General features: G+C 64.3%; 25 protein-coding genes and 1 tRNA gene. 20 read left to right on the top strand and 6 right to left on the bottom strand.

Going from position 1 to position 23,952, the window contains the following annotated elements:
* Positions 1-30 precede the first annotated feature (30 nt).
* Entirely contained in the window at positions 31-1,407 is a 1,377-nt protein-coding gene (locus tag ABDK56_RS08335) for an MvaI/BcnI family restriction endonuclease (protein WP_349807786.1), read from the bottom strand.
* 279 nt (positions 1,408-1,686) lie between these two features.
* Between ABDK56_RS08335 and dcm the strand changes: the two genes are divergently transcribed.
* From dcm to ABDK56_RS08320, 3 genes are all read left to right on the top strand, one after another.
* Positions 1,687-2,922, top strand: a complete 1,236-nt coding sequence (gene dcm / locus ABDK56_RS08330; protein ID WP_349807785.1) for a DNA (cytosine-5-)-methyltransferase — start codon at positions 1,687-1,689, stop codon at positions 2,920-2,922.
* Positions 2,900-3,364: a very short patch repair endonuclease gene (locus tag ABDK56_RS08325; RefSeq protein ID WP_349807784.1), complete on the top strand. Its 465-nt coding sequence runs from the start codon at positions 2,900-2,902 to the stop codon at positions 3,362-3,364. Before dcm ends, ABDK56_RS08325 begins: the two co-directional genes overlap by 23 nt.
* Positions 3,365-3,808: 444 nt before the next feature.
* Positions 3,809-5,122 carry an ATP-dependent nuclease gene (locus ABDK56_RS08320; RefSeq protein WP_349807783.1) on the top strand — a complete coding sequence of 438 codons (1,314 nt, stop codon included), beginning with the start codon at positions 3,809-3,811 and terminating at the stop codon, positions 5,120-5,122.
* 143 nt (positions 5,123-5,265) lie between these two features.
* Here the strand turns inward: ABDK56_RS08320 and ABDK56_RS08315 are convergent, their stop codons facing one another.
* A complete protein-coding gene (locus tag ABDK56_RS08315) occupies positions 5,266-6,171 on the bottom strand; it encodes a hypothetical protein (RefSeq protein ID WP_349807782.1) in 906 nt (301 codons plus the stop codon).
* A gap of 386 nt (positions 6,172-6,557) precedes the next feature.
* On the opposite strand from ABDK56_RS08315, the gene ABDK56_RS08310 reads away from it, so the two are divergent.
* From ABDK56_RS08310 to ABDK56_RS08290, 5 genes are all read left to right on the top strand, one after another.
* Positions 6,558-7,997: a sensor histidine kinase gene (locus ABDK56_RS08310; RefSeq protein ID WP_349807781.1), complete on the top strand. Its 1,440-nt coding sequence runs from the start codon at positions 6,558-6,560 to the stop codon at positions 7,995-7,997.
* Positions 7,997-8,356 carry a response regulator gene (locus ABDK56_RS08305; protein WP_349807780.1) on the top strand — a complete coding sequence of 120 codons (360 nt, stop codon included), beginning with the start codon at positions 7,997-7,999 and terminating at the stop codon, positions 8,354-8,356. Before ABDK56_RS08310 ends, ABDK56_RS08305 begins: the two co-directional genes overlap by 1 nt.
* A gap of 548 nt (positions 8,357-8,904) precedes the next feature.
* Positions 8,905-9,183, top strand: a complete 279-nt coding sequence (locus tag ABDK56_RS08300; protein ID WP_349807779.1) for a DUF3489 domain-containing protein — start codon at positions 8,905-8,907, stop codon at positions 9,181-9,183.
* A complete protein-coding gene (locus ABDK56_RS08295) occupies positions 9,180-9,599 on the top strand; it encodes a DUF2924 domain-containing protein (protein WP_349807778.1) in 420 nt (139 codons plus the stop codon). Before ABDK56_RS08300 ends, ABDK56_RS08295 begins: the two co-directional genes overlap by 4 nt.
* Positions 9,596-11,245, top strand: coding sequence for a recombinase family protein (locus tag ABDK56_RS08290; RefSeq protein ID WP_349807777.1), 1,650 nt, complete (start codon positions 9,596-9,598; stop codon positions 11,243-11,245). The genes ABDK56_RS08295 and ABDK56_RS08290 overlap by 4 nt, the downstream gene beginning before the upstream one ends.
* Positions 11,246-11,437: 192 nt before the next feature.
* Here the strand turns inward: ABDK56_RS08290 and ABDK56_RS08285 are convergent.
* Positions 11,438-11,527, bottom strand: a tRNA-Ser gene (locus ABDK56_RS08285).
* Between the two features lie 168 nt (positions 11,528-11,695).
* On the opposite strand from ABDK56_RS08285, the gene hspQ reads away from it, so the two are divergent.
* From hspQ to ABDK56_RS08265, 4 genes are all read left to right on the top strand, one after another.
* The gene (gene hspQ / locus ABDK56_RS08280; RefSeq protein WP_349807776.1) at positions 11,696-12,073 is read left to right on the top strand and encodes a heat shock protein HspQ; all 378 of its coding nucleotides are present in this window, start codon (positions 11,696-11,698) and stop codon (positions 12,071-12,073) included.
* Between the two features lie 125 nt (positions 12,074-12,198).
* Positions 12,199-12,729, top strand: coding sequence for a 50S ribosomal protein L21 (rplU, locus tag ABDK56_RS08275; protein ID WP_502959281.1), 531 nt, complete (start codon positions 12,199-12,201; stop codon positions 12,727-12,729).
* A gap of 12 nt (positions 12,730-12,741) precedes the next feature.
* The gene (rpmA, locus tag ABDK56_RS08270) at positions 12,742-13,014 is read left to right on the top strand and encodes a 50S ribosomal protein L27 (RefSeq protein ID WP_349807775.1); all 273 of its coding nucleotides are present in this window, start codon (positions 12,742-12,744) and stop codon (positions 13,012-13,014) included.
* A 181-nt stretch (positions 13,015-13,195) separates the two neighbouring features.
* Positions 13,196-13,750, top strand: a complete 555-nt coding sequence (locus ABDK56_RS08265; RefSeq protein WP_349807774.1) for a GNAT family N-acetyltransferase — start codon at positions 13,196-13,198, stop codon at positions 13,748-13,750.
* A gap of 9 nt (positions 13,751-13,759) precedes the next feature.
* Here the strand turns inward: ABDK56_RS08265 and ABDK56_RS08260 are convergent, their stop codons facing one another.
* Positions 13,760-14,641 (bottom strand): metal-dependent hydrolase, encoded by an 882-nt coding sequence (locus ABDK56_RS08260; RefSeq protein WP_349807773.1) that lies wholly within the window; start codon positions 14,639-14,641, stop codon positions 13,760-13,762.
* A gap of 58 nt (positions 14,642-14,699) precedes the next feature.
* Here ABDK56_RS08260 and ABDK56_RS08255 point away from each other — a divergent pair, with 58 nt between their 5' ends.
* The 5 genes from ABDK56_RS08255 (at position 14,700) to ABDK56_RS08235 (ending at position 18,880) form a co-directional block, all read left to right on the top strand.
* The gene (locus tag ABDK56_RS08255; RefSeq protein ID WP_349807772.1) at positions 14,700-15,284 is read left to right on the top strand and encodes a TetR/AcrR family transcriptional regulator; all 585 of its coding nucleotides are present in this window, start codon (positions 14,700-14,702) and stop codon (positions 15,282-15,284) included.
* Between the two features lie 39 nt (positions 15,285-15,323).
* A complete protein-coding gene (locus ABDK56_RS08250; protein WP_349807771.1) occupies positions 15,324-16,625 on the top strand; it encodes an NRAMP family divalent metal transporter in 1,302 nt (433 codons plus the stop codon).
* A 67-nt stretch (positions 16,626-16,692) separates the two neighbouring features.
* Positions 16,693-16,857, top strand: coding sequence for a hypothetical protein (locus ABDK56_RS08245; protein WP_349807770.1), 165 nt, complete (start codon positions 16,693-16,695; stop codon positions 16,855-16,857).
* A gap of 39 nt (positions 16,858-16,896) precedes the next feature.
* The gene (obgE, locus tag ABDK56_RS08240; RefSeq protein WP_349807769.1) at positions 16,897-17,964 is read left to right on the top strand and encodes a GTPase ObgE; all 1,068 of its coding nucleotides are present in this window, start codon (positions 16,897-16,899) and stop codon (positions 17,962-17,964) included.
* A gap of 10 nt (positions 17,965-17,974) precedes the next feature.
* On the top strand, positions 17,975-18,880 hold the full coding sequence (locus ABDK56_RS08235) for an NAD-dependent epimerase/dehydratase family protein (protein WP_349807767.1): 906 nt from the start codon (positions 17,975-17,977) through the stop codon (positions 18,878-18,880).
* Here ABDK56_RS08235 and ABDK56_RS08230 read toward each other — a convergent pair.
* On the bottom strand, positions 18,877-19,413 hold the full coding sequence (locus ABDK56_RS08230; protein WP_349807765.1) for a Pycsar system effector family protein: 537 nt from the start codon (positions 19,411-19,413) through the stop codon (positions 18,877-18,879). The two genes, ABDK56_RS08235 and ABDK56_RS08230, sit on opposite strands and share 4 nt — an antisense overlap.
* A 153-nt stretch (positions 19,414-19,566) precedes the next feature.
* Between ABDK56_RS08230 and ABDK56_RS08225 the strand changes: the two genes are divergently transcribed.
* The 3 genes from ABDK56_RS08225 (at position 19,567) to ABDK56_RS08215 (ending at position 23,133) form a co-directional block, all read left to right on the top strand.
* On the top strand, positions 19,567-19,809 hold the full coding sequence (locus ABDK56_RS08225) for an acyl carrier protein (protein WP_349807763.1): 243 nt from the start codon (positions 19,567-19,569) through the stop codon (positions 19,807-19,809).
* Positions 19,806-21,059: a serine palmitoyltransferase gene (spt, locus tag ABDK56_RS08220; RefSeq protein ID WP_349807761.1), complete on the top strand. Its 1,254-nt coding sequence runs from the start codon at positions 19,806-19,808 to the stop codon at positions 21,057-21,059. Before ABDK56_RS08225 ends, spt begins: the two co-directional genes overlap by 4 nt.
* A 70-nt stretch (positions 21,060-21,129) precedes the next feature.
* A complete protein-coding gene (locus ABDK56_RS08215) occupies positions 21,130-23,133 on the top strand; it encodes an ATP-binding protein (RefSeq protein ID WP_349807759.1) in 2,004 nt (667 codons plus the stop codon).
* On the opposite strand, the gene ABDK56_RS08210 is transcribed toward ABDK56_RS08215, so the two are convergent.
* Positions 23,081-23,941, bottom strand: a complete 861-nt coding sequence (locus ABDK56_RS08210; RefSeq protein ID WP_349807811.1) for a hypothetical protein — start codon at positions 23,939-23,941, stop codon at positions 23,081-23,083. The genes ABDK56_RS08215 and ABDK56_RS08210 overlap by 53 nt on opposite strands.
* Positions 23,942-23,952: the final 11 nt, after the last annotated feature.

Below are 23,952 nucleotides of genomic sequence, written 5' to 3'. Positions count from 1 at the left end.
ACCGCATTCTTGAATTCTGCCGATCGCCCTTCATGCGAATACGCGTTGCGGAAGGGAGATACTGCGTACCTCGGTATAGAGGTCTGGGGCGGCTTCCGCGATATCGTTCACTCTCCATTGCGACCGTCGCTTGGTCAGGTCCGGCCTGCCAGCGCGATACTTTGGTGCAGGGTCGAGAAACAGAGTCCCTTTGTAGAGCGCTTCGAACAGCCGCTCGGCAGAAGTCTGCCGGCACCACAGGACGCGATCGGAAAACTCGACGAGATGCCGGTGGCCGCGGGCGAGGAGATCGCCGTCCTCGCAGGCCGACTTGATCGCGGGGACGTAAACCGTCTCATTGTGCTTCGAGGTCCAGTTGTTGAGAATCCGCTCGAGCGACCAGCCGGCGGCGAGCGTACCAGCATCGTCGAACAGGCCCAGATGGACATTTCGGTCCGCGCTCGATGCCAGCGAGGTTCCGCGCTCATGGTTCATGATCCGCAGGGTCAGCTTGCTCTTGTCGCATCGGACGCCGACGCGGTGAATCCCGGTCAGGCGTTGATTACCCTGTCCATCCGGGTAGCCGAAGTCGGTCATGAACCGCGCAAAGTCGGCAGCATAAACCCCCATGTCCGGCTCGGGCGTGAAGAGCGTGACCTTTTTCTGGGTGTGGGTCTTGAGTTCGATCCCCTCGAAGTCGCCGTCCTTGCTGCTGTTGGGGATGATCCCCAGCGCATGCTCGAGCGTGTAGCCACACACCTGCGTACCGTTGAACGGCAGCGTCCGACGGGAAGCGTCTAGTCGACTCCCCGGCAGCGTGCGACCGGCGACGCGTGCCAGCAGGGCCAGCAGGCGCTCCGGCGCCGTGCTCCGCAGCCGGAGATGCTTCCACGTGCGCGAGCCCGGCGCGGAGGGCAGCGCCTCGACCTCATCACCGAACGAGGCGGGTGCCTGTGCGACCACTACGCCAAGCACCTCACCCGCGCCGCGCCGTCCGAGGACGAGGAACCGTTCAATCTCGGGGTGCGCCTTGGTGAAATCGATCGACAGGGTCTCCGGCATCGAATTTTCCACGCTCCTGAAGCCGCTGAGGCGCGTTTCAGGGTACTGGGAGTAGATGATCATTTTGACGTCGCGCGCAGCGACTTCACTGCCATCTGCCTTCAGCCATGCGAAGCTCTTGAAGGTCGCCTCGGGGATGAATTTTCCCTTCGACCCGCCGCCCTTCTTGCCGCTCGTCGATGGTCCCCGCGTCGCGAAGCTAACGTCGAACATGGGATAAAGCGGGCTGAAATCGGAGCCAGAGTAGATCTGATTCTTGTCGTTGTGGTTCCGGCGCAAGTGCTTGATCACCGCCTCCGTCACGCCGCTCCTCGCCAGCAAGTCCGCGAGCTCAGTCAGGTGCGCGGGCGAAATTTCGAAGGTCATGCAGCGGCCTCATGTTTGATTGAGGCCATCAGATAATAGGCGGTAACCTCTCGCACAATCCCCTAAATCGCCGTGAAAACCCGGCATAGTGATCCCTATTGCAGCGAAACAGCCATTTATTCTGGTTGATTTGTGAAGAGTTGAGTTCTTCGGCGCGCGATCGGCGGATGGGTTGGATCAGCGAGCGCCCGGAAATTAATGTGGAACGTTTGCAGTACAGGCTTGCTTCCTGGGAGTCTCCGCGCCATCGTGTCGGAAAATTGCCCAGTGGAGCCGACATTGACTGACTGCAGCACGAACTTCGAGACGGAATTTGCCCGGTCCGGCATGTCGCTGGCCGAAGCCGGGGTGGAGCTTGGAATCTCCGAGCGCCAAGTCCAGCGGTACATCTCCGGCGAAAGTCCGGTCCCCAAGCTCGTCGGCGATCGGGTTCGCGAGATCGCCTCCCGCCGCGCCGAAAGCCTGCCGAAGCCTGCCTTCCGGTTCATCGATCTGTTTGCCGGCATCGGCGGCCTAAGACTCGGGTTCGAGGCCATTGGCGGTCAGTGCGTCTTCACCAGCGAATGGGACAAGTTTGCCCAGAAGACCTATGCTCGGAACTTCCCCGAGTGCGACGAGCACGTGATGGCCGGCGACATTCGACCCTATGGTGCTGATCCGACCCTAATCCCGACGTTCGACGTCCTTCTTGCTGGCTTCCCCTGCCAGCCATTTTCCCTTGCCGGCGTGTCGAAGAAGAACTCGCTCGGCCGACGGCACGGATTCGAGGATGAGAAGCAGGGCAACCTCTTTTTCGAAATCGAGCGCATTATCCGCCATCACCGGCCGGCTGCCTTCCTTCTCGAGAATGTGAAGCACCTCACCCGTCATGACCGCGGCAACACCTTTGAGGTAATCCGCCGGACCCTTGAGGACGATCTCGGGTATGCGATTGACTATCGTGTGGTCAGCTCAAGGCCCTGGGTGCCGCAGGGCCGGGAAAGAATCTTCATCGTTGGCTTCCGGGAGGACGTCGGCTTCTCGTTTGACGGCTTTGACGCTTTGATCCCCAAAGCCGACAAGTGGCCGAAGCTTGGATCGATTCTTCAGGGGCATAATGAAGTCGACAGCAAATACACGCTGACGCCGAAGCTCTGGGAATATCTGAAGGCCTACCGCGCCAAGCATGAGAAAGCCGGCAACGGCTTCGGGTACAGTCTGTTTGACGAACATGGCGTGACCCGGACGCTTTCGGCCCGCTACCACAAGGACGGATCCGAGATCCTGATCGAACAGAAGAACATTCGCCCGCGCCGACTGACGCCGACCGAATGCGCGCGCCTGATGGGGTTCGACCATGGGAAGCGGCGATGGGACATCAGCGCCGTTTCCGACACCCAGGCATACCGTCAATTCGGGAATGCGGTCGTCGTCCCGGTTGTGGAAACAATTGCGCGGTACATGGAGCCGTCGCTACAGGTGATGCTGAAGCGGGACGCGAACAGGAAAACTGGTGGTCGCCGCAAAGCTGCGTAAGCCTTCGCCCGCGCGCAGCCGAAATATGGCGGCAATCAGGGCGACCGACACGAAGCCGGAAATGATTGTCAGGCGCCTGCTTCACGGTGCGGGCTTTCGCTATCGGCTCCATCGCCGTGACCTGCCCGGCAAGCCGGATCTGAGTCTCCCTAAATGGAATGCAGTCATCGAGGTGCACGGCTGCTTCTTCCATTCGCATGACTGCCATCTCGTGAAGAGCCGCCCTGAGGCCAATCGAGAGTTTTGGGCCGCCAAGCTCGATGGGAATGTGGCGCGTGATCGGCGCAACGCCGACGCCACTCGGGCGCTCGGAATCCGTCGCCTGGTCGTCTGGCAGTGCGCGTTGAGTGGCAAAGAGAAGCTTGGCGAAGGTTCCCTGCTTAGAGAGATCTGTCAGTGGCTTCAGAGCGGGGAATTGACGGGGGAACTAAGCGGAAAATGAACGAAACTCGGCGGTGGCCGACACGCAACCCTAGGCCTCATTCGGCGCCGAATGGCCGATTGCGGACCGTCCGGTTTCAATGTTTTGGCCGAGGTAAGCAGACGGTGCGCTCCCTGTCTGGAGCTGCCATCCGCTAAGCGTGAGAAGAAGACATTGACTAAGCGACGTTCGCGTCGCGCGAATGAAACGTCACCTTGATGTCATCACTGTTTCCATCCGAGACCAAGAACATGTCCGTCTATCTGCGCGCGTCTGAGCACATCGCGGACCAGATGGCGCTGCGAACGCCTGTGCCTCGATCCCCAACTGCAAAGCGCACCCGATCACAAGCGACCTCATCGCCCGCTCGATTGAGATAGAAGGCTTCCTTCAGCGGAAGCTCTTCCGGCTTGCACTCATGCCCGTAACCTTGCCGCGCCGTCATGTGAAATGTAACTGACGTTCATGACGAACAGCAAAGGTCTCACGTTCCATCCTGATCTCACGCAGTTTCTCGCGGATCGTCAGGCGGCTTATTACACGACCCTTTCGGGCGGGAATAACAGCGGTAAGTCGGTCCTTCTGAAGAACATGAAGATCCACTTGGGCCGCCGTGCTTACATGGCTGGCCCACAGCGCTTCTATCACATTTATGAACTCTCAACTCAGCGCTGGAATCTTCAAGACTACGACAACTGGGACCAATCCTTCCGGCAAAATTTCTATCAAGAAGAAGCAAACACCGAGACGAACTTCATCGATCTAGGGCGGGTCATCGGAGCGTTGAAGGACGCGAAACGCCAACAGCTGTTCGAGCTTTGCGGCTCGCTCATCGGTAGCCACTTCGACCTTAAGAGGCGTGAAGAGGACAATGACCTGTCGCCGCGTTACGTTGACATGGACGGACAGAACCTATCGGTGGGCTCCACCGGCACCCGGCTCCTGATGACGCTGCTCGGCCTATGCATGGACGAACAATTCGACATGATGCTCATTGACGAGCCGGAGCTTGGCCTTTCTCCGCGCGTCCAAGGGGAGCTAGCGCGCTTTTTTGCCGACAAGGAACGGAGGGACCAATACTTTCCGCACCTCAAGGGCATCTTCGTGGCCACCCACTCCCACATCTTCCTGGATCGCTCCAACATCGGGAACAACTTCACAGTCACGAAGACCGACAGGGACGTTGACATTCGGCAAGTCCAATCAATGACGCAGCTTCACGACTTGCAATTCAACATGCTCGGCAACTCGTTGGAGGCGCTGTTCTTGCCGAGCGCTTTCATCATTTGCGAGGGCAAAACGGACAAGCCCTTCATCGAACGGCTGATCCAGCTTCGGCACCCTGGCAGGCGCGTGCTTGTGATCGATAGCCAAGGCGACGTGAAGCGGATGTTCCGGACGCTCTCTCAATCCTTAGGAGACATTTACAAAAGCCCGTTCCGCAGCCGCACGTTCGTGGTGCTTGATTCGGTGCACACGCCGGGGACGCGGCAAGACCTAATCGACATGGGAGCTTTGCCCGACAACGTCATCGTCTGGGACAAGAATGGCATCGAATATGTGTATCCGCCTCAGATTGTCGCAGAGGTCTTTAGCTGTGGATCGTCGGACCTGCCATCCCTCAGCATTACTGGCGACGAGATCAGCTTGAACGGGATCACGCGGCGCAAGACAGCGCTTTGTGCTGAGGTGGTCGGAGCAATGAGCGCTGAGACTAAGCAAAGCGGCGAGTTAGAGCAAAAGTTGCTTGCCCCGCTCGCGGCGGCTCTTGGTGATTAGGCGGCCACCCTCGCAGCGAGGATCGCATCCGCGGCGCACCGGCTAATGTCCGCTTTCCAAGCTTTCTGCCCGGCAGCGCCTGGCCGGTCGCGGACTGGTTGCCTTCGATCGCACGAAGCGACAGGCATTAGCTACGGCTTGTGTCACTTTGCACGCGCCTTATTAAGCGCGAGCTTGGCGCCCTTTTCCGCTAACGGTCCGTGGGCGAGCACAATGCTCCACTCGTGAACTGGGTCGGCAGATAGGCGCTTACAACGGGCCTGATATGCCGCATCCACGATCTCCTGCGTCAGCTCATCGTTGTTAGTATAGATCACGCCGATGAACGTGTTATATTCGGCTGATCCATAGTTGCCATGATCCCCGAGCAAGCCGTCAATGGCGGTAGACAGATCCGCTTTTGACCTGGCGACCTTAGTTTCAATGCAGATGCCTTTGTCCGGCACCCCCATGTCCGGCTTGTGATTTTTCAAGGTGTCCTCGAACGATATGCTGCCGTCCGGGAGCGCAGAAGGATGGAGAGCTCTGATAACTGAGAAGAGCACATGCTTCACATCGTGCTCGTCCAAGGGCGCACTCACAAACTTTTTTAGTATGAGGTGTTCGATCGTCCTCCCGACATTCCGCGATATTATTTTGACTTGGTCGATGACCTTCGGCGCTAGATGCTGGCTCGGATTGCTCTGAAGGCCCCAGAGAGATCGTATGCGCGCTACGAGCCTTCTCGCCACGAGTGGGTATTCGTAATCCTCTTCGACCGGATGATCATCATGCGCGGTCGCTATCTCAATGATGGAGGAGGGCTCAGTTCGTAAACCGCCTGCAATCCGCGCGGCCTCGGATGAAAGGCTGTCGGCAGGGGAGCCCAATTGTGCGAGGCTGGTCAGTCGGTCCCCGATCGTCTGCGCTAACGACGGGATGCGCTTTCGAGCACCATTGGGGTCGAGTTGCAGTGTGTCCCCCTCGTCGGCCTCGAAGAGAGCAAACTCCAGATCTTGGATCTCCTCATCGAGTTCGGCGAGAAGACGGCGTGCGTCGGACTTTTTCATCAGCGGATTACGACCTGCCTCGTTGCGACCCTGATACAGCAGTCAGGCCCTCGCCTGAGGGAAGGTCAAGATCTCTTTGCAACGCTTAGGTCTTGGAGCAATTACGCGCGCAAATTGACTCCGCCAGGGCACCCGACAGGCGTCCGCTTTCGCGACCGATGGTTTGAGCGCTGAACGGCGGCAATGGGCGCATAGCAGCCAATCCGATCCGGCATGGCGCGAAGGGTAGCTCCCTACCCAACGCGATCGTCTGATCTTCGTGTCCTACGCGCCCATTGACCGTTCGGGCTACACCTCTCTACCGTCTGAGCACCGGTTCAAAAGTTTCGACGGCGGGAATGTTCAAGGTAGTTGTTTACGATGTTTAGCTGTGCACGTTGGCTTAAGTGCAGATAGACTTTGAGGCGCTCCTCGCTGCGGCGCCCAATCCATACGTTCTGTTAGATGCCGGTCTACGGATCGCGTGGATGAATGACAGTTACCTCCAAGTGACGATGCGTGATCGCGCGGATATCATTGGTCGCCAAATCTTCGAAGCTTTCCCCAGCGATCCAGCCTCCGAGAGTTACCGACTGTTAAGCGCCTCGCTTGAGCGTGTTCTGAGGAGCGGTATAGCAGACGAGTTGGCGCTGATCCGTTACGACATTCCCCGCGGTGACGGCCAAATGGCGACGCGCTATTGGAGCGCCACGCACACGCCGCTGCTGAACTCCTCGGGCCGTGTCGAATTCATCCTGCAGCATACCGTCGACGTCACTGAACTCCATTCGCTCCGTGCACTGCGCGACGCGACGGGCGTGGTGGAGCGGGCAGGCGCGGTCCAAGCGAGAAATTTCAGCCTCGCCGAGGAGACCCATCGTCTGAACGCGCTGGTCGAACAGGCGCCGGGGTTCGTGGCGGTGCTCGCTGGGCCTGATCACGTCTTTCAAATGGCGAATGCATCCTACCGCACTCTTGTGGGCGGACGAGACGTGGTCGGAAAGCCATTGGCGGCTGCGCTGCCCGAGGTCATCGAACAGGGTTTTCTCGCCCTGCTCGATCAGGTTCGCTCGACCAGGACCGCCTATATTGGCAGGCGACAAAAGGTGATGTTGCAGAACGCTGCGGCCGGACAAAGCCAGGAGCGCTATCTGGACTTCATCTACCAGCCTATCGTGCTTGACGGCGAAGTGTCGGGCGTTTTCGTGCAAGGCCATGACGTGAGCGATCAGGTCGAGGCCGAAGAACATCAAAAATTGCTGATTAACGAGCTCAATCACCGAGTGAAAAACACGCTGGCGATCGTGCAGGCCCTTGCCGGCCAGTCGTTTCGCCAAGCGGACAGCAGCGGCGCGGGGCTAGCGACATTCAGTGCTCGGCTTGCGGCGTTGTCCGCCGCCCATGGATTGCTAACACGCGGCAATTGGGAGTCGGCAAGCATTGAGGATGTTGTCCGCACCAGCCTTGAAGCTACTGCCGGAACGGATTCTCTTCGGTATTCGCTCAGCGGACCCAATCTCGCCCTACCACCACAGATGACGACTTCTGTCGCTATGCTCATCCACGAACTCAGCACCAACGCTATCAAGTATGGTGCGTTGTCACGGCCGGAGGGGACGATCGCAATCGACTGGGGCGTGGAAGAAATCGGCGGTCGTCGCCGGCTGTCGCTGGATTGGACCGAAAAGGGCGGCCCACCGGTAACGCCGCCGACTCGTCGCGGGTTCGGAACGCGGCTGATCACTCGCGGCATTGCGTCCGATCAGAATTCGGATGTGAGACTGAAATTCGAAGCAGACGGCTTGCGTTGCCGGGTTTTGGCAACCTTGCCGGAAGCGAGCCTATGATGATCGCGGGCAGCACTATTCTCGTGCTCGAAGACGAAGCTATCGTCGGATTGGAGCTTGAAGACGAGATCGTCGGTGCCGGAGGCATCGCACTATTGGTCGATCGTATCGACCACGCGCTCGACCTTGCGGTGGGATCAGCGATCGACGGCGCAATTCTCGATGTAAACGTGCATGGAAGGGAAAGCTACCCTGTCGCGGATGTCTTGCTACGGCGCGGCTTGCCCTTCATCTTCGCCACCGGCTACGGCGACAAACTGCACCCCGAACGCTTCACCACGGTGCCGACGGTCTCCAAACCATATAGCTTGGCTGACATTCAGCGAGCCCTGATCAAAGCGATTGAGCGGCCTGAATAGGTGGAGCAGGTCCGATTTAAAACAGCAAACGGACAACGACCGCTTTCTGCCCGATAGCTGCCATCCAGTCATGGCCGTATTAAACGTCTGCTTTCAAGCGGACGCTCAATCCCGCTGAACAACCAATTAGGGCGCTAATCGGCCATATCCAGCAGAGCCTGAGCAGCCGACGCAAATCTCCGCATAGCGTCTATTGATCGTGCGATAGACGCGAGTCGCTCGCGTAGCCCGTAACGCGACGCATCGAGCGCGATCGGGCTCACGTCTTCCATCATCATTCCGACGCGAGTGCAAAGTTTGACCGCCAGGTCGATCGTGTCGGGGTCAGTCGGCTCGGAGGTCGCCATTACCCACTGACGCCCGCAGTGTGCGCCGAAGTCCACCGTCATCTTCTTTGAACGTATGCGAACTCGACTGGACTTCGCTTCGAACCAGAGCATTGGTCGTTGAAGTGAATCGCGAAGCCTCGGCCTCGCGCCGCCCCGACCGGTCGACCGGCGGGGCTGTGGTTGGTGGGACGGCGACAAGCCGTTCGAAAGGAGACCACCATGACGATAACGAACAAGCGCAAAAACGCGCCAAAGGCCGAGATCGAAGGAGCTGTCGCCGAGGCATCGGCGCCAATGAAAGCGCCGAGCAAGCAGCGACAGCTGGCGGCGCTAGTCGTGCGAGACGACGGGGCCACGCTCGAGCAGATGATCGCTGCAACGGGTTGGCTCCCCCACACGACCCGGGCGGCGCTGACCGGTCTACGGAAGAAGGGTTATGTCATTACCAGCGACAAGGTCGACGGCATCCGCACGTATCGCGGTGTCGCCCCCGAATGACCCGACATGAACTCGATGACGCGCTGACGAACCTGGAGACGATGTCGCTGGGCGACCTTCGGGATGCTTGGAGCAAGCATACCCGATCCACGCCGCCAAACGTCAGCGCCGGCGTCCTGCGATTGGCTCTCGCCCATCATCTTCAATCGAAGGTGATGGGCGGGGTGCCCAAGTCGGTCGAGCGCAGACTAGCGACCATCGTCGGCGGCAATGCCGCTCGGACGGCTAATCCCGGAACGCGCTATGTCCGCGAGTGGCGCGGCAAGGTTCACGTCGTCACGATGACCGAGGACGGTCGTTATCGCTGGCGGGATCGCGATTGGCCGAGCCTGTCGGTAATCGCCCGCGAAATCACCGGCACCCAATGGTCTGGGCCAGCCTTTTTCGGCACCAAGACCGGAAAGAGGGCCGCATGAGCCTGCGCTGCGCAATTTACACCCGCAAATCGAGCGAGGAAGGACTTGAGCAGGACTTCAATAGTCTCGACGCTCAGCACGAGGCCTGCTCAGCCTATATCAAGAGCCAGGCCAGCGAAGGCTGGAAGCTCGTCCGCGATCGCTATGACGACGGCGGAATATCCGGCGGCACCTTGGATCGACCGGGGCTTAAGCGACTGTTGGCCGACATCGAGGCCCGCCGGATCGATATCGTCGTCGTCTACAAGGTCGACCGGCTTACGCGCTCGTTGCTCGACTTCGCCAAGCTGATCGAGGCCTTCGACAATGCGGGCACGAGCTTCGTCTCGATTACGCAGTCGTTCAGCACGACCACCAGCATGGGCCGCCTGACGCTTAATATGCTCCTGTCGTTCGCCCAGTTTGAGCGGGAGGTCACCGCCGAGCGGATCCGCGACAAGATCGCTGCATCCAAGGCCAAGGGGATGTGGATGGGCGGCGTTCCCCCAATTGGCTACCGCCCCGACGGTCGCTCACTCGCCATTGTCGAAGAGGATGCCGCGATAGTGCGACAAATCTTCGGGCGCTACTCTAAAGTGGGCAATGTTCGGCTCCTCGCAAACGAGCTGCGCCGCGACGGCATCCAATCGCCACAGCGGATTGCTGAGACCGGCCGAACCTTTGGAGGGCGCCCCTTCAGCCGCGGACAACTGTACCGCATCCTGCGAAACCCGGCCTATATCGCCCGGATTGATCATGACGGAAGACGTCATGACGCCAATCACCCTGCGATCATCGACCTTGGGCTGTGGGATCGGGTCCAGTCCTCGCTCGCGGCCAATATAAACGGAACGCGCAGTCGGGCTCCTCGCGAAACGAGCCTGCTCGCCGGAAAGATTGTCGACGAGCGCGGCACTCCGATGGTCGCTGCCCATGCTTGCAAGGGGAAGACACGCTATCGCTATTACGTCAGTAGCGACCTCCAGCATTCCGGGGACGCCTCAGCATCGGAGGGGTGGCGCCTGCCCGCACGAGAGATCGAGCCGCTTGTACGCGATCAGGTAATTGGAATGCTTCGAAACCCGTTCGATGTGCCTGCGCTGACGCTTGGCGACGACATCTCGCCCATTGAGGTTCAGACGCTCATCAACAGGGGGATCGAATCTGCTCGGACGATCGAGGCCTCGAATCGGAAATCCGCACTTCTTCTCTGCGAGCTTGTTTCGTCGGTACGGATCGGCGCCGGCAAAGTCACAATTGCATTGAGCGCCGATCGACTTGCAGCTTTACTTGGTCTCAGTCTCAACGATGAGCCTATCGTGCTTCGGTCGGAAGCTCGGCTAAAGCGGCGCGGGCAAGTCATGCGATTAGTGATGCCGTCGGGCACTCCCGCGACACCGTCGACCGAACGGTCGTTGATCAACGCGATCGTGCAGGGCCGAGCCTGGTGGGACGAGTTGCTTGCGAATCCCAAGCTCACCATGCGCGACATTGCTCGACGCGAGAACCTGAGCGGACCCTACATTGTTCGGCTGGTTCGGTTGGCGTTTCTCTCTCCTGCCATCCTTCAGAGCGTTGTCGATGGAACTGCTCCAGTCGACATGACGCTTGACAGTCTGACCGTGCCAAACGCCATCGAGGCACGTTGGGAACGCCAGGCGGTCTAAGGTCGTGGCGTCGCGCTTCAGCAGCCTTTTCGAAGCGGTACCTCTGAAAACCCAAACAGAGAAAACCGGTGAAATCACGTGAATTTGTGGGGCACAGGTCCGTCTCTTGGTACCACGTCACGCGTGAAAATTACGACTTTGCGGGGAATTTCGAGAGGGTGTCTCGCGGTTCTCTCAAATTGGCAGACTTGCTGGCGGAGAGGGTGGGATTCGAACCCACGGTACCGTTGCCGGCACGCCGCATTTCGAGTGCGGTGCTTTCGACCTCTCAGCCACCTCTCCGCGAAGTGAAGCCTATCTGCTGGCCGGCGAACGCCGGTCGGTCGGTGCGCGCCTCTAGCAAGGGTTGCGCGGCTTGCAAAGGCCGCATCTCGCGGATTTCCCGGCAAGGGCGCGATGCACCCTTTCCCTTGCACGATGCGTTGGCGAGACTAGATTTCGAGGGACATGATGACTCCCGACACCGCTCGCCCCGATTCCGCCCGCTCCGACTTCGCCCGCTCGCTCCCCGCCGCCCGGTTCGGGATCGGCGAGGTGGTGCGCCACCGCCTGCTCGATTTTCGCGGCGTCATCTTCGACGTCGATCCCGAATTCGCCAACAGCGACGAATGGTACGAGGCGATCCCCGAGGACCTGCGCCCGCCCAAGCAGCAGCCCTTCTACCACCTGCTCGCCGAAAATGCCGAGGCGAGCTACGTCGCCTATGTCAGCCAGGGCAATCTCGTCGCCGACGACGAGGAGGAGCCGGTCGACCATCCGGCGGTCGAGACGATGTTCGAACGGTTCGACGGCAAGCGCTACCGGCTTAAACCCGGCCTTCGCCACTAAAAAGCCTCGTCCTCGGTTGACAGAATCGGCTGCCTTGCATAGGCGGCACGCTTTCCGCGCGAGGCATGTCCCTCGCGGACGCTGCGACGCGCGGGCAAGAGATTAGTTGGAAAGTGAAGAGGCCCATGTTCGCTATCGTGCGCACGGGTGGCAAGCAGTATCGCGTTGCCCCCGGAGACAAGATCGTCGTCGAGAAGCTGGCCGGCGAGGCCGGTGACAGCATCGACCTGACCGACATCCTGCTGGCGGGCGAGGGTTCGGACCTCAAGTCGACCGGCGGGCTGACCGTCGGCGCGAAGATCGTCGCGCAGGCCAAGGGCGAAAAGGTGACGGTGTTCAAGAAGCGCCGCCGCCACAACTATCGCCGCAAGAAGGGCCATCGCCAGCAGCACACGATCCTCGAGATCCTGAGCATCGGTGGCGAAAAGGCGAAGAAGGCCGCCCCGGCGAAGGCCGAGGCCGCGCCCAAGGCGGAAACCAAGGCTGACGCGCCTGCCGCGTCGAAGGCCGAAAAGGCGGCCAAGCCCGCCGCCGAGACCAAGGCCGCGGAAAAGGCGAAGCCCGCCGCGGAAAAGGCGACGTCGACAAAGGATGCTGCACCTGCTAAGGCGGCGGCGAAGAAGGCGGCCCCCAAGGCCGCGCCCAAGAAGAAGTAAGAGCACAAGACGATGGCACATAAGAAGGCAGGCGGCTCGAGCCGCAACGGTCGCGACTCCGAATCGAAGCGCCTCGGCGTGAAGAAGTTCGGCGGCGAAGCCGTGCTCGCCGGCAACATCATCGTTCGTCAGCGCGGCACGCGCTGGTACCCGGGGACGAACGTCGGCCTGGGCAAGGATCACACCCTTTTTGCGCTTACCCAAGGCCGCGTCGCGTTCCGCGATGGCAAGCTTGGTCGCAAATACGTCCACGTAGACGCGATTATGCCGGAGGCGGCGGAATAGGGATCGGTCGATAAAGGGCCGCTCCCACGAGGGGGTAGCCCAGATCGAACATCCGGAAACCGGATCTCGAAAAAGGGAGAAGAGGGCACCCCCCTCCTCTCCCTTTTTCTGTGTTCAAAGGGACCAAATCTTCTCCCGAAACTGTCACGGTCGGTCGCTAGCGGCCGGTCGCAAGGGGAGAATGAAGATGTTCGCCAGGACCGAACGGCTGTTGCTGAGACCCGGATTCGCCGAGGACGCGTCGGCGCTCGCCCGCGCCATCGCCGACGAGCAGGTCTGCCGCAACATGTCGAGCCCGCCCTGGCCCTATGGCGTGCAGGAGGCGCAGGCCTTTCTCGCCGCGCCCGCCGACCCGGCACTCCCCCGCTGCCTCGTCTTCCTGCGCACCGGCGGCGCGCCCGAGCTGATCGGCGGCGTCGGGCTCCAGCGTCGCCCTTCGGGCGCGGTCGAGCTCGGCTACTGGATCGCGCGCGCCCACTGGGGCAAGGGTTACGCCACCGAGGCGACGCGCGCGGTGATCGACATGGCGCGGATGCTCCGCCTGCCGCGGATCGAGGCGGCGCATTTCATCGACAACCCGGCCTCGGCCAACGTCCTGGCCAAGCTCGGCTTCCGGCCGACCGGGCTGAGCGCGCCGCGCCACAGCTGCGCGCGCGGGGGCGAGGCGATGACCCGGCTCTACCGGCTCAAGCTGTGCGAGGCTCTCGGCGGCGAACCCGCGCCGCTCGCAGCCTAGGACGAGACCCTAGGCCGCCTTGCGCGCGCGGCGGACCTGGCGCGGCGGCGCGGTCGAAAAGGCCGGCGCCGCCGCGTCGTAATCGCGGATCAGGTGCCGATCGTCCTCGTTCCACGGGTGGAAGCCGGGCATGAAATAGGCGAGCCACGCCGCGCCGATCTTGCGCATCATTCCCGGCCGGCCCCACATCGTCCACATCGTCCCGGCCCAGGCGCGCGGCCCGGTGATCCCGTCCTGCCTGAGCAGCTCGATCGTTCCCGCGGTGCGGTCGACGACGAAATTGCGGGTGGCGTAGAGCATTACCAGCGCCTTGACCTTCCGCCGCTTCGATCGCGTCCAGTCCCTGGTCGCGTAAAGCCAGGTGTCGTAGGCGACGCCCTTATGCTCGATCTCCTCGCTCGCGTGCCAGCGCCACAGCTCGGCGGTCGCCGGGTCGGCCCCGGCGAGGTGCTTGGGATCGGCGAGCAGCTCGTGCGCCAGGATGGCGGTGAAATGCTCGAGCGCCATCGTCGCCGCGAGGCTGACGATCTTCGGCTTGGCGCGAGTGATTGCCAGCCTTTTCTCGACCTGCGCCTCGAGCGGGGCGAGGTCGTAGCCCGCCACCGCCGCGCGCTTGTTGAACGCGTCGTGCTCGCGGCTATGGACGACTTCCTGCGTGGTGAAGTTGCGGATGTCCTCGGCCAGCCGCGGCGGCGCGCCGTCGCGGAAGGCGCGAACGCTCTCGACGAAAAAGGCCTCGCCCTTGGGAAAGGTCGCCGACAGCGCGTTGTACAGCGCGCTCGCATAGGGGTTGCCGCCATGCCACCAGCGCGGAGTCGCCTCGTCGCGCCCGAACCGCCGGTCGCGCGGGGTGATCGTCAGGTCGGCGGGGGTGACACTTGCGACGCTCATGCTTCCACTCCAAGACACATCCAGTAACTGGATATAGCTGACATAAATGTCAATAGTATTGCCAAACCGTAAACGCCTGTCGCCTGACGAAAGCCGCGCCGCCGCGATCGCCGCCGCGCGCGACCTGCTTCGCGAGCAAGGCGTCGCCGCGATCACGCTGAAGGCGGTGGGGGGCCGGGTCGGGCGTACCCACGCCAACCTGCTCCACCATTTCGGCAGCGTCGCCGGGCTTCATCGCGCGCTTGCCGACGACATCGCCCATTCGGTCGCCGACTCGATCGTCGCCGCGATCGGCCGGATGCGGCGCGGCCAGGGCCGCCTGAAGGACGTCATCGAGGGGATGTTCGATGCCTTCCGCACCGAAAAGGTGGGCGAGCTGATCGCGTGGGTAGCGATGACCGGCCAGCGCGAGGCGCTCGACCCGCTGGTCGACGCGATCGCCGAGGTGGTCCGCGACATCAGCGCGCCGGGCGACGAGCGCCCGCTCGACCGCGCCACGCTCGGGCTCGTGCTGCTGGCGGTCGGCGACAGCCTCGCCGGCGAGGAAGTGGCGCGCGCCTGCGGCCTGCCCGCCACCGCCGCCCGCGACATCGCGGTCCAGCAGGTGATCGCGGTGCTCGCCGGGCGCCCCGTCATCGGCTAGGCCCTGCGACTCGATCGCAATTCGAACGTTAGGGCGCAGATGGCAGAGACGGTTCCCTTCGAGACGCCGCAGTCCGAACAGCAGCGCGAGACCAGCGATCCGTTCTTCGCCTCGCTCGGCCCCGGGATCGTCACCGGCGCCGCCGACGACGACCCCAGCGGGATCGCCACCTATTCGCAGGCCGGGGCGCAGTTCGGCTACGGCCTCTTGTGGACGATGGTCCTCACCTACCCGCTGATGAGCGCGGTCCAGCTGGTCAGCGCGCATATCGGCCGCGTCACCGGACGCGGGCTCGCGCGCAACCTCACCCGCGTCTTCCCCAACTGGGCGGTGACGCTGCTGGTCGTGATTCTGCTGGTCACCAACATGATCAACATCGGCGCCGACCTCGCGGCGATGGCCGCCGCGGTGCGGCTGGTCGCGCCGATCAACCAGCACCTCCTCCTCGTCGGCTTCGCCGCGCTGTGCGCGGTGATCCCGGTGATGGTCCCCTACAGCCGCTATTCGAGCGTCCTCAAATGGCTGACGCTCAGCCTGTTCGCCTATATCGGCGTGATCCTGCTGACCCATGTCGACTGGGGCGCGGCGCTGCACGGGCTGTTCATTCCCACCAACCTCGGCCGCGATGCGATCGAGACGGTGGTCGCGGTGTTCGGCACGACGATCAGCCCCTATCTCTTCTTCTGGCAAAGCGCGCAGGAGGCGCAGGAAATCGGCGAGAGCCCCGACGCCAAGCCGATCCGCGACGAGCCGTCGCAGGCCCCGCGCCAGTTCCGCCGGATCCGCTTCGACACGCTGCTCGGCATGGCCTTTTCGAACATCGTCGCGCTCGCGGTGATGGTCGCGACCGCCGCCACGCTCCACGCCGCGGGCACGACCCAGCTCAACAGCGCGGCCGACGCCGCCTCGGCGCTCCGCCCGATCGCCGGCGACTTCGCCTTCGCGCTGTTCGCGATCGGGATCGTCGGCACCGGGCTGCTCGCCGTGCCGGTGCTCGCCGGCTCGGCCGCCTTCGCGCTCAGCGAGACTCGCGGCTGGCGCGCGGGGCTCGAGCTAAAGCCCGGCGAGGCCAAGCGCTTCTACCTGATCCTCGCCGCCGCCACGCTGGTCGGCGCGGCGATGGTGTGGACCAAGACCAACCCGGTCCAGCTGCTGGTGTGGAGCGCGGTGATCAACGGGGTCGCGGCGGTGCCGATCATGGCGGCGATGATGATCGTCGCGTCGAGCCGCAAGGTGATGGGCGACTTCACCGAAAGCCGCCGCGTGCTCGTGTTCGGCTGGATCGCGACCGCGGTGATGGCGGCGGCGGCGATCGCGATGATCGTCGAGCTTATCGTCTGAACGAAACGCCCGTGCTAAACGATCGTTAATCGACTCGGACTTAACAGGAACCGCCATGGCGACGAAAATGGAATCCGACGTGCGCTTCTTCCGCCGCCGCGCCGCCGAGGAGACCGCCGCCGCCGACCGCGCGATCACCCCCGCCGCGCGCGAACGCCGCCTCCAGCTCGCCGAGGCGTTCATGTTCCGGCTCGAACAGCTCGAACGGCGCGAGGCGCCCGAACGCGTCTGACCTTGGACTCGGCGAGCCCCCTCCCCTAAGGGCTCGGGCATGCATTTCCTCGACCAAGCCAAGATTTTCATCAGCTCGGGCGCCGGCGGCCCCGGCGCGGTCAGCTTCCGCCGCGAAAAGTTCATCGAGTTCGGCGGCCCCGACGGGGGCGAGGGCGGCAAGGGCGGCGACATCGTGTTCGAGGCGGTCCACGGCCTCAACACGCTGATCGACTTCCGCTACACCCAGCATTTCCGCGCCCCGCGCGGCAAGGGCGGCGCGGGCAGCAACATGACCGGCGCGGGCGGCAAGGACCTCGTCATCAAGGTCCCGGTCGGCACCCAGATCCTCGCCGACGACGAGGAGCGAAGCCTGCTCGCCGACCTCACCGAAGAAGGCCAGCGGCTGGTGTTCCTCAAGGGCGGCGACGGCGGGCGCGGCAACGCCAGCTACAAGACCTCGACCAACCGCGCCCCGCGCCAGCACACCACCGGCTGGCCGGGCGAGGAAATGTACGTCTGGCTGCGCCTCAAGCTGCTCGCCGACGTCGGGCTCGTCGGCCTCCCCAACGCGGGCAAGTCGACCTTCATCAACGCGGTCACCAACGCCAAGGCCAAGGTCGGCGCCTATGCCTTCACCACGCTCCGCCCGCAATTGGGCGTGGTCAGCCACAAGGGCCGCGAGTTCGTCGTCGCCGACATCCCCGGCCTGATCGAGGGCGCCGCCGAGGGCGCGGGGATCGGCGACCGCTTCCTCGGCCATATCGAGCGCACCCGCGTCCTGCTCCACCTCGTCGACTGCAACGACGAGGACGTCGCCACCAGCTACCGCATCGTCCGTGACGAGCTCGACGCCTATGGCGCGGGGCTCGAGGACAAGCCAGTGATCGTCGCGCTCAACAAGGTCGATACGATCGACGACGAGCTGGTCGCCGCTTTGTCGGCCGAGCTCGATGCGGCGTGCGGGCAGAAGGTCTTCGCCCTCTCCGCCGCAGGCGAAATCGGTCTCGACCCGGTGCTCGACGCGCTGGTCGAACGGCTCGGCCCGGCCAGCGGACACGCCGCCGGTGCGCCCCACGCCGACGAGGGCGAGCCCGGCGCGAGCGAATCGCCCTGGTCGCCCCTATGACCGCGGCGCTGTGACCGCGCCGCTCCGGCTGGTGATCACCGGCGCGACCGGCTTCGTCGGACAGCATCTGCTCGACCGCGCGCTCGCCGAAGGCCACTCGGTCGCCGCGCTGACCCGGCGCGAGCAGCCCGCGCGAGAGCGGGTCGACTGGGTGGTCGGCGCGCTCGAGCGGACCGACGCGCTCCAGGCCCTGTGCCACCATGCCGACGCGGTGATCCATGTCGCCGGGGTGATCAGCGCTCCCGACGCGGCGGGGTTCGAGGCGGGCAACGTCACCGGCACGCTGGCGATGCTCGCCGCCGCCACCGCCAGCGGGGTGCAGCGCTTCGTCCACGTCTCCTCGCTCGCCGCGCGCGAACCCGGACTGTCGCTCTACGGCGCGTCGAAGGCGCGTTCCGAGGAGCTGGTCGAGGGCTCGGGACTCGACTGGAGCATCGTCCGTCCCCCCGCGGTCTATGGCCCGGGCGACCGCGAGACGCTCGACCTGTTCAAGATGGCGAAGCGCGGGCTGGTCATGCTCCCGCCCAAGGGGCGGCTCTCGCTGATCCACGTCGACGACCTCGCCGACCTGCTGCTCGCGCTCGCCGGCGCGACCGGCAAGGCGCTCTACGAGCCCGACGACGGCCACCCGCTGACCCACCGTGCGCTCGCCGCCGCGCTCGGCGCCGCCTTTTCGCGCAAGGTCGCCGCGCTCTCGACCCCCGCCCCGCTGCTCAAGGGCGCGGCGCACCTCGACCGGCTGGTCCGCGGTCCGCGGGCCAAGCTGACCCCCGACCGCGCCTCCTATTTCTCGCATCCCGACTGGGCCGCCAACCCGGCGCGCGCGGTCCCCGCCGCGCTGTGGCAGCCGCGCGTCGCGCTCGCCGACGGGCTCGCCGCGACCGCGCAATGGTATCGCCGCGAAGGCTGGCTCTAGCCGAGCGCGCGGCCGACCAGCTGCATCACCACCGCGAAGGCAGTGACGATCATCCCCCAGAAGAAAAAGGTGTAGCTCCAGAAGAGCCACTTATACTTGTTGTCGCGAAGCACGTGGCCGTGATCCCACAAGTCGCGGGTCAGCCGGCGATAGGTTTCCTCCTCGCTCGACAGCACGCGCATCATCTCGTCGACATAATCCTCGCGCGGGCAGTCGATGTAGCTGCCGAAGAACAGGATGTTGACCTTGTCGGCGGGGATCGGCTCAGGGCTGCGGCGCATCCGGTTGGGCCGCACCGTCAGCACCCCGAACAGCGTCGCGATGAACGAAAAGGCGGTCAGCACGAGCAGCGGCGGGCTCGCCTTGCCTTCGGCAATGTCGCCGATCGACAGCGAAAAGACGACGAAGCTCGCGCCCAGCAGGATCGAGGCCTTGCTGTCAGCCATCCCCGACAAAGTGATGTTGGTCGAATTGGCGGCCATCAGGAGGTTGTGGACCTCCTTGGGGAACTGGAACCCCGGATCGCCGATCATCGGTGCACGGGCGGGCGGCGCTGGCGACGATGGCGCTGTTGGCGACGCTACCTCCGGCGCCCGACCCGCGTCCTTCCCCCCGTCCGCCATTCTCGCGCCCTCTTTGCGCCCCATTCGATTGCGAAAGCGCGCTCCCCTGACTAGAGCGAGCCCATGACCGAAAGAGCCGAAACCCAGCGCCGGGTTATGACCCTGATCGAGCCGTTCAACAAGAAGGGCATTCCCGTCACCGACGCGACCCGTTTCGCGCAGGACCTCGAATGGGACAGCCTGACCGTGCTCGACTTCGTCGCCAACGTCGAGGACGAGTTCGACATCGTCATCACCATGAACCAGCAGGCCGAGATCGAGAATGTCGGCCAGCTGGTCGACGCGGTCGACGGGCTCAAGGGGTGAGCGAGGGGATCGACGAGGCCGACCGGCCCGCGCCGCGCACCGGGCATGGCGCCGACCTCTTCTCCAAATTCGACGACCTGATCCAGACCCGCGAGAACCTCCTCGCGACCGGGGTCACCGACCCGTTCAACCTGGTGATGGAGCGCGTTGTCTCCCCCACCGTCGCGATCTGCAACGGGCGCGAGACGATCCTGCTCGGCACCTACAATTACATGGGGATGACTTTCGACCCCGACGTGATCGCCGCGGGCAAGCAGGCGCTCGACGCGTTCGGCAGCGGCACCACCGGCAGCCGCGTGCTCAACGGCACCTATTCGCCGCACAAGGAGTGCGAGGAAGCGCTCAAGGAGTTCTACGCCGCCGACCATGCGATGGTCTTCTCGACCGGCTACCAGGCCAACCTCGGGATCATCAGCACGATCGCGGGCAAGGACGATTACATCATCCTCGACATCGACAGCCACGCGTCGATCTACGACGGCTGTTCGCTCGGCAACGCGCAGATCGTGCCGTTCCGCCACAACGACCTCGACGCACTCGAAAAAAGGCTGAAGCGCCTGCCCCCCGAGGCGGGCAAGCTGGTCGTGCTAGAAGGCGTCTACTCGATGCTCGGCGACATCGCCCCGCTCGACAAGATGGTCCCCCTCGCCAAGCAATATGGCGCGATGGTGCTGGTCGACGAGGCGCATTCGATGGGCTTCATCGGCGACCATGGTCGCGGGGTCGCCGAGGCGCAGGGCGTCATCGACGATTGCGACTTCATCATCGGCACCTTTTCCAAGTCGGTCGGCACGGTCGGCGGCTTCTGCGTCTCGAACCATCCCAAGTTCGAGATCATGCGGCTGGTGTGCCGCCCCTACGTCTTCACCGCCTCGCTGCCGCCGTCGGTGGTCGCCACCGCCGCGACCTCGATCCGCAAGCTGATGCACGGCAAGGCCAAGCGCGACCATCTGTGGGAAAACAGCCGAAAGCTCCATGGCGGGCTCAAGGCGCTCGGCTTCACGCTCGGCACCGACGAACCGCAGTCGGCGATCATCGCGGTGATCATGCCCGACCTCGAGCGCGGCGCGGCGATGTGGGAGGCGCTTCTCCACGAGGGGCTCTACGTCAACCTCGCCCGTCCGCCCGCCACCCCGGCGGGGATGACCCTGCTGCGATGCTCCTTGTGCGCCGAACATTCGGGCGCGCAGGTCGACCAGATCCTCGGCATGTTCGAGCGCGCGGGCCAGGCGACCGGGGTCATCGGCTGATCGCCCGATCGGCGCGACAGTCGACCATTAGACTCTTTCGCCGCGCGAGCCGGGGGTTTACACTGGCGCGATGATCGAGGGGGACGAACCGCGGTTCGACTGGCGCCGAAGCGGCGCTGCGGCGGGCGCCTTGCTGGCCGCGCTGATCCTGCTCGGCATGGTGTTCGTCGTCGCGATGTCGAGCGAGGCGCGCGACCGCGCGCTCGACCGCGAGCGCCACGCCTACGACGTGACCATCCTCACCGGCGCGCTCGACAGCAGCATCTCCCGCTCGGAAGCCGCGCTCGGCCGTTTCGTGCTCGACGAGAACCAGGCGGTGTCGGGCAACATCTATTACGCCCAGTGGCGGCTCGCGCAGCAGCAGATCGATCAGCTCGACAAGCTGCTCGCGTCCGAGCCCAAACAGCGCATCCGCCTCAACCAGCTCGAGAGCCTGTTCCAGCGGCGCGGCGCCGAGTTCGACCTCGCCGCGCGCGCCACCGTCGCGGGCAAGGGCGCGGGCGGAACCAGCTACTATTACGCCGCCGCGCAGTCGCCGGTCGGGCAGGACCTCAGCCGCAAGCTCAAGGACATCGCCACCGCCGAAAGGGAATCGCTGTCGGGCCGGATCGAACAGACCGAGCTGTTCGCGGCGCGCGCCGACCAGCTGATCGATGTGCTGTCGTGGCTCGGGGTGATCGTCGGCGTGCTGTCGATCTTCCTCGGCTTCGTCGCGGTCCAGGCGCTCCGCCAGAACGCCGCCGCGCGCAAGCAGGCCGACGACGAGTCCGAACGCGCCGCCGACCTCGAAAATGCGGTGCGCGACCGGACCCAGCAGCTGTGGGAAGCCAACCAGGCGCTCAAGACCGAGGCGATCGAGCGGCAGGCGGCCGAGGCGCAGCTCCGCCAGGTGCAGAAGATGGAGGCGGTCGGCCAGCTGACCGGCGGCATCGCGCACGATTTCAACAACATGCTCGCGGTCGTGGTCGGCGGGATCGACCTCGCGCGGCGCCGCCTCAACGGCCCGCGGCGCGAGGTCCAGACCCACCTCGACAATGCGATGGAAGGCGCGACCCGCGCCGCCGCGCTGACCCGCCGCCTGCTGAGCTTCGCCCGGTCCGAGCCGCTGCTTCCCGAACAGGTCGACAGCGGCGGGCTGATCAAGGGCATGGGCGAGCTGCTCGACCGCACGCTCGGCGAGCGGGTGCAGGTCGTGACCGACCTCAACGGCGAGGCGTGGCCGGTCTACGTCGACCCGCACCAGCTCGAGAACGCGATCCTCAACCTCGCGGTCAACGGGCGCGACGCGATGGAGGGCGAGGGCCGGCTGACGATCGCCAGCGACAATGTCGCGATGCGTGCCAACCAGGTCGGCGACATCCGCGCGGGCGATTATCTTCGCATCTCGGTCAGCGACACCGGCTGCGGGATGGCGCCCGAGGTGCTCGAACGCGCGTTCGAGCCCTTCTTCACTACCAAGCCGGTCGGCAAGGGCACCGGGCTCGGGCTCAGCCAGATCTTCGGCTTCGCGCACCAGTCGGGGGGCGAGGTCGGGATCGACAGCGTGCCGGGCAAGGGCACCACCGTCTCGATCTACCTGCCCCGGCTTGAAGGCGCCGAGAGCAAGGTGCGGGTCCACCCCGCCGCCGCGGCCGCCGCGCAGCACGCCGAGCCCGACATCACCGTCACCGGGGCGCGGATCATGCTGGTCGAGGACGATCCGCGGGTGCGCACCGCGACGGTCGGCGCGCTCGAGGACCTCGGCTACGAGCCGGTCGCCTGCGCTTCGGGCGAAGAAGCGATGAAGACCTTCGCGACCGAGGATTTCGACCTCGTCATCTCCGACGTGATCATGCCCGAGATGACCGGGCCCGAGCTGATCCGCGAGCTTCGCGTCCGCCGCCCCGACATCGCGGTGCTGTTCGTCACCGGCTATGTCGGCGACGGCGAGGGCGACGACCTCGTCGGCTACGACCTGCTGAGGAAACCCTTCACCGTCGGCGCGCTCGCGGCGGCGGTCGCCGGGGCGATCGAGCGCGCCCCTACCGGATTGCCCCCGACCGCAGCAGCCGCGGCAGCAGGCGGAGCGCGGTAAGCAGCGGGTGCCGCTTCTGCCAGTCGGTCAGGCGGATGTCGGTCCCGGCATGGCGATTGATCTTCCACGCGATATAGTCCGCGCCCCCGGCATAGGTCGCGCTCGCCTTGGCCAGCCGGATCACCGACAGCGCCTTGCCCTGCAGCCGCCGCGCCGCCCAGCCGCCGCCCGACGCCGCGCCGGCGGGAATCGCGGCGATCGCCGGCCCGGAAAATCGCTCGTAACGCTCGCGGTCCTGGTCGACCACCGACCCGGCGCGCCCCTTGCGCTCGGCGCGAAGCTCGGCCGAATAGGTCAGCGCGAACGCCCGCCGCCACCAGTCGAGCGGCGCCTCGCCCTCGACTCGTCCCGCCGCCGCCAGCAGCGTCGGCGCCGCGCGCGTCACCGCGTCGATCGCCGCCGCGCGCGCTGCCTTGTCGCTCGCCCACACCAGCCGCGACGGCTGCGCGAAGCGCGCCCACACCGACACGCTGCGTGTCTCCGGCCCGTTGAGCCGATTGAAGTCGGCCTCGCTCAGCACCGCATATTTGGCGATCAGCCCGTCGTGCGCGAAGGGGAAAACGTTGGGCGGCACCAAGGCGTTCGCCGCCGCCAGCAAGCGCTTGCCATAGGCCGCGCGGTAGTCGCCGACGATGAGGTAGAAATCGAGCATGAGTCCATCGAGCTGTTTCTCGCGCAGGCACGACCCGTAGAACAGCACCGCCCGGCTCGCCGCGCCGTGCGCCGCCGCGATCCCCGCCGCCATCGCGGTGACGCGCGGATCGACCGGCAACGCCAGTTCGTCCGCGACCAGATCGCGCAGCACCATCATGGGTAGCG

It is taken from the genome of Sphingomonas sp. ASV193 (assembly GCF_040203355.1).
Classification (GTDB): domain Bacteria; phylum Pseudomonadota; class Alphaproteobacteria; order Sphingomonadales; family Sphingomonadaceae; genus Sphingomicrobium.
This window is presented reverse-complemented; position numbering and strand designations above follow the sequence as displayed.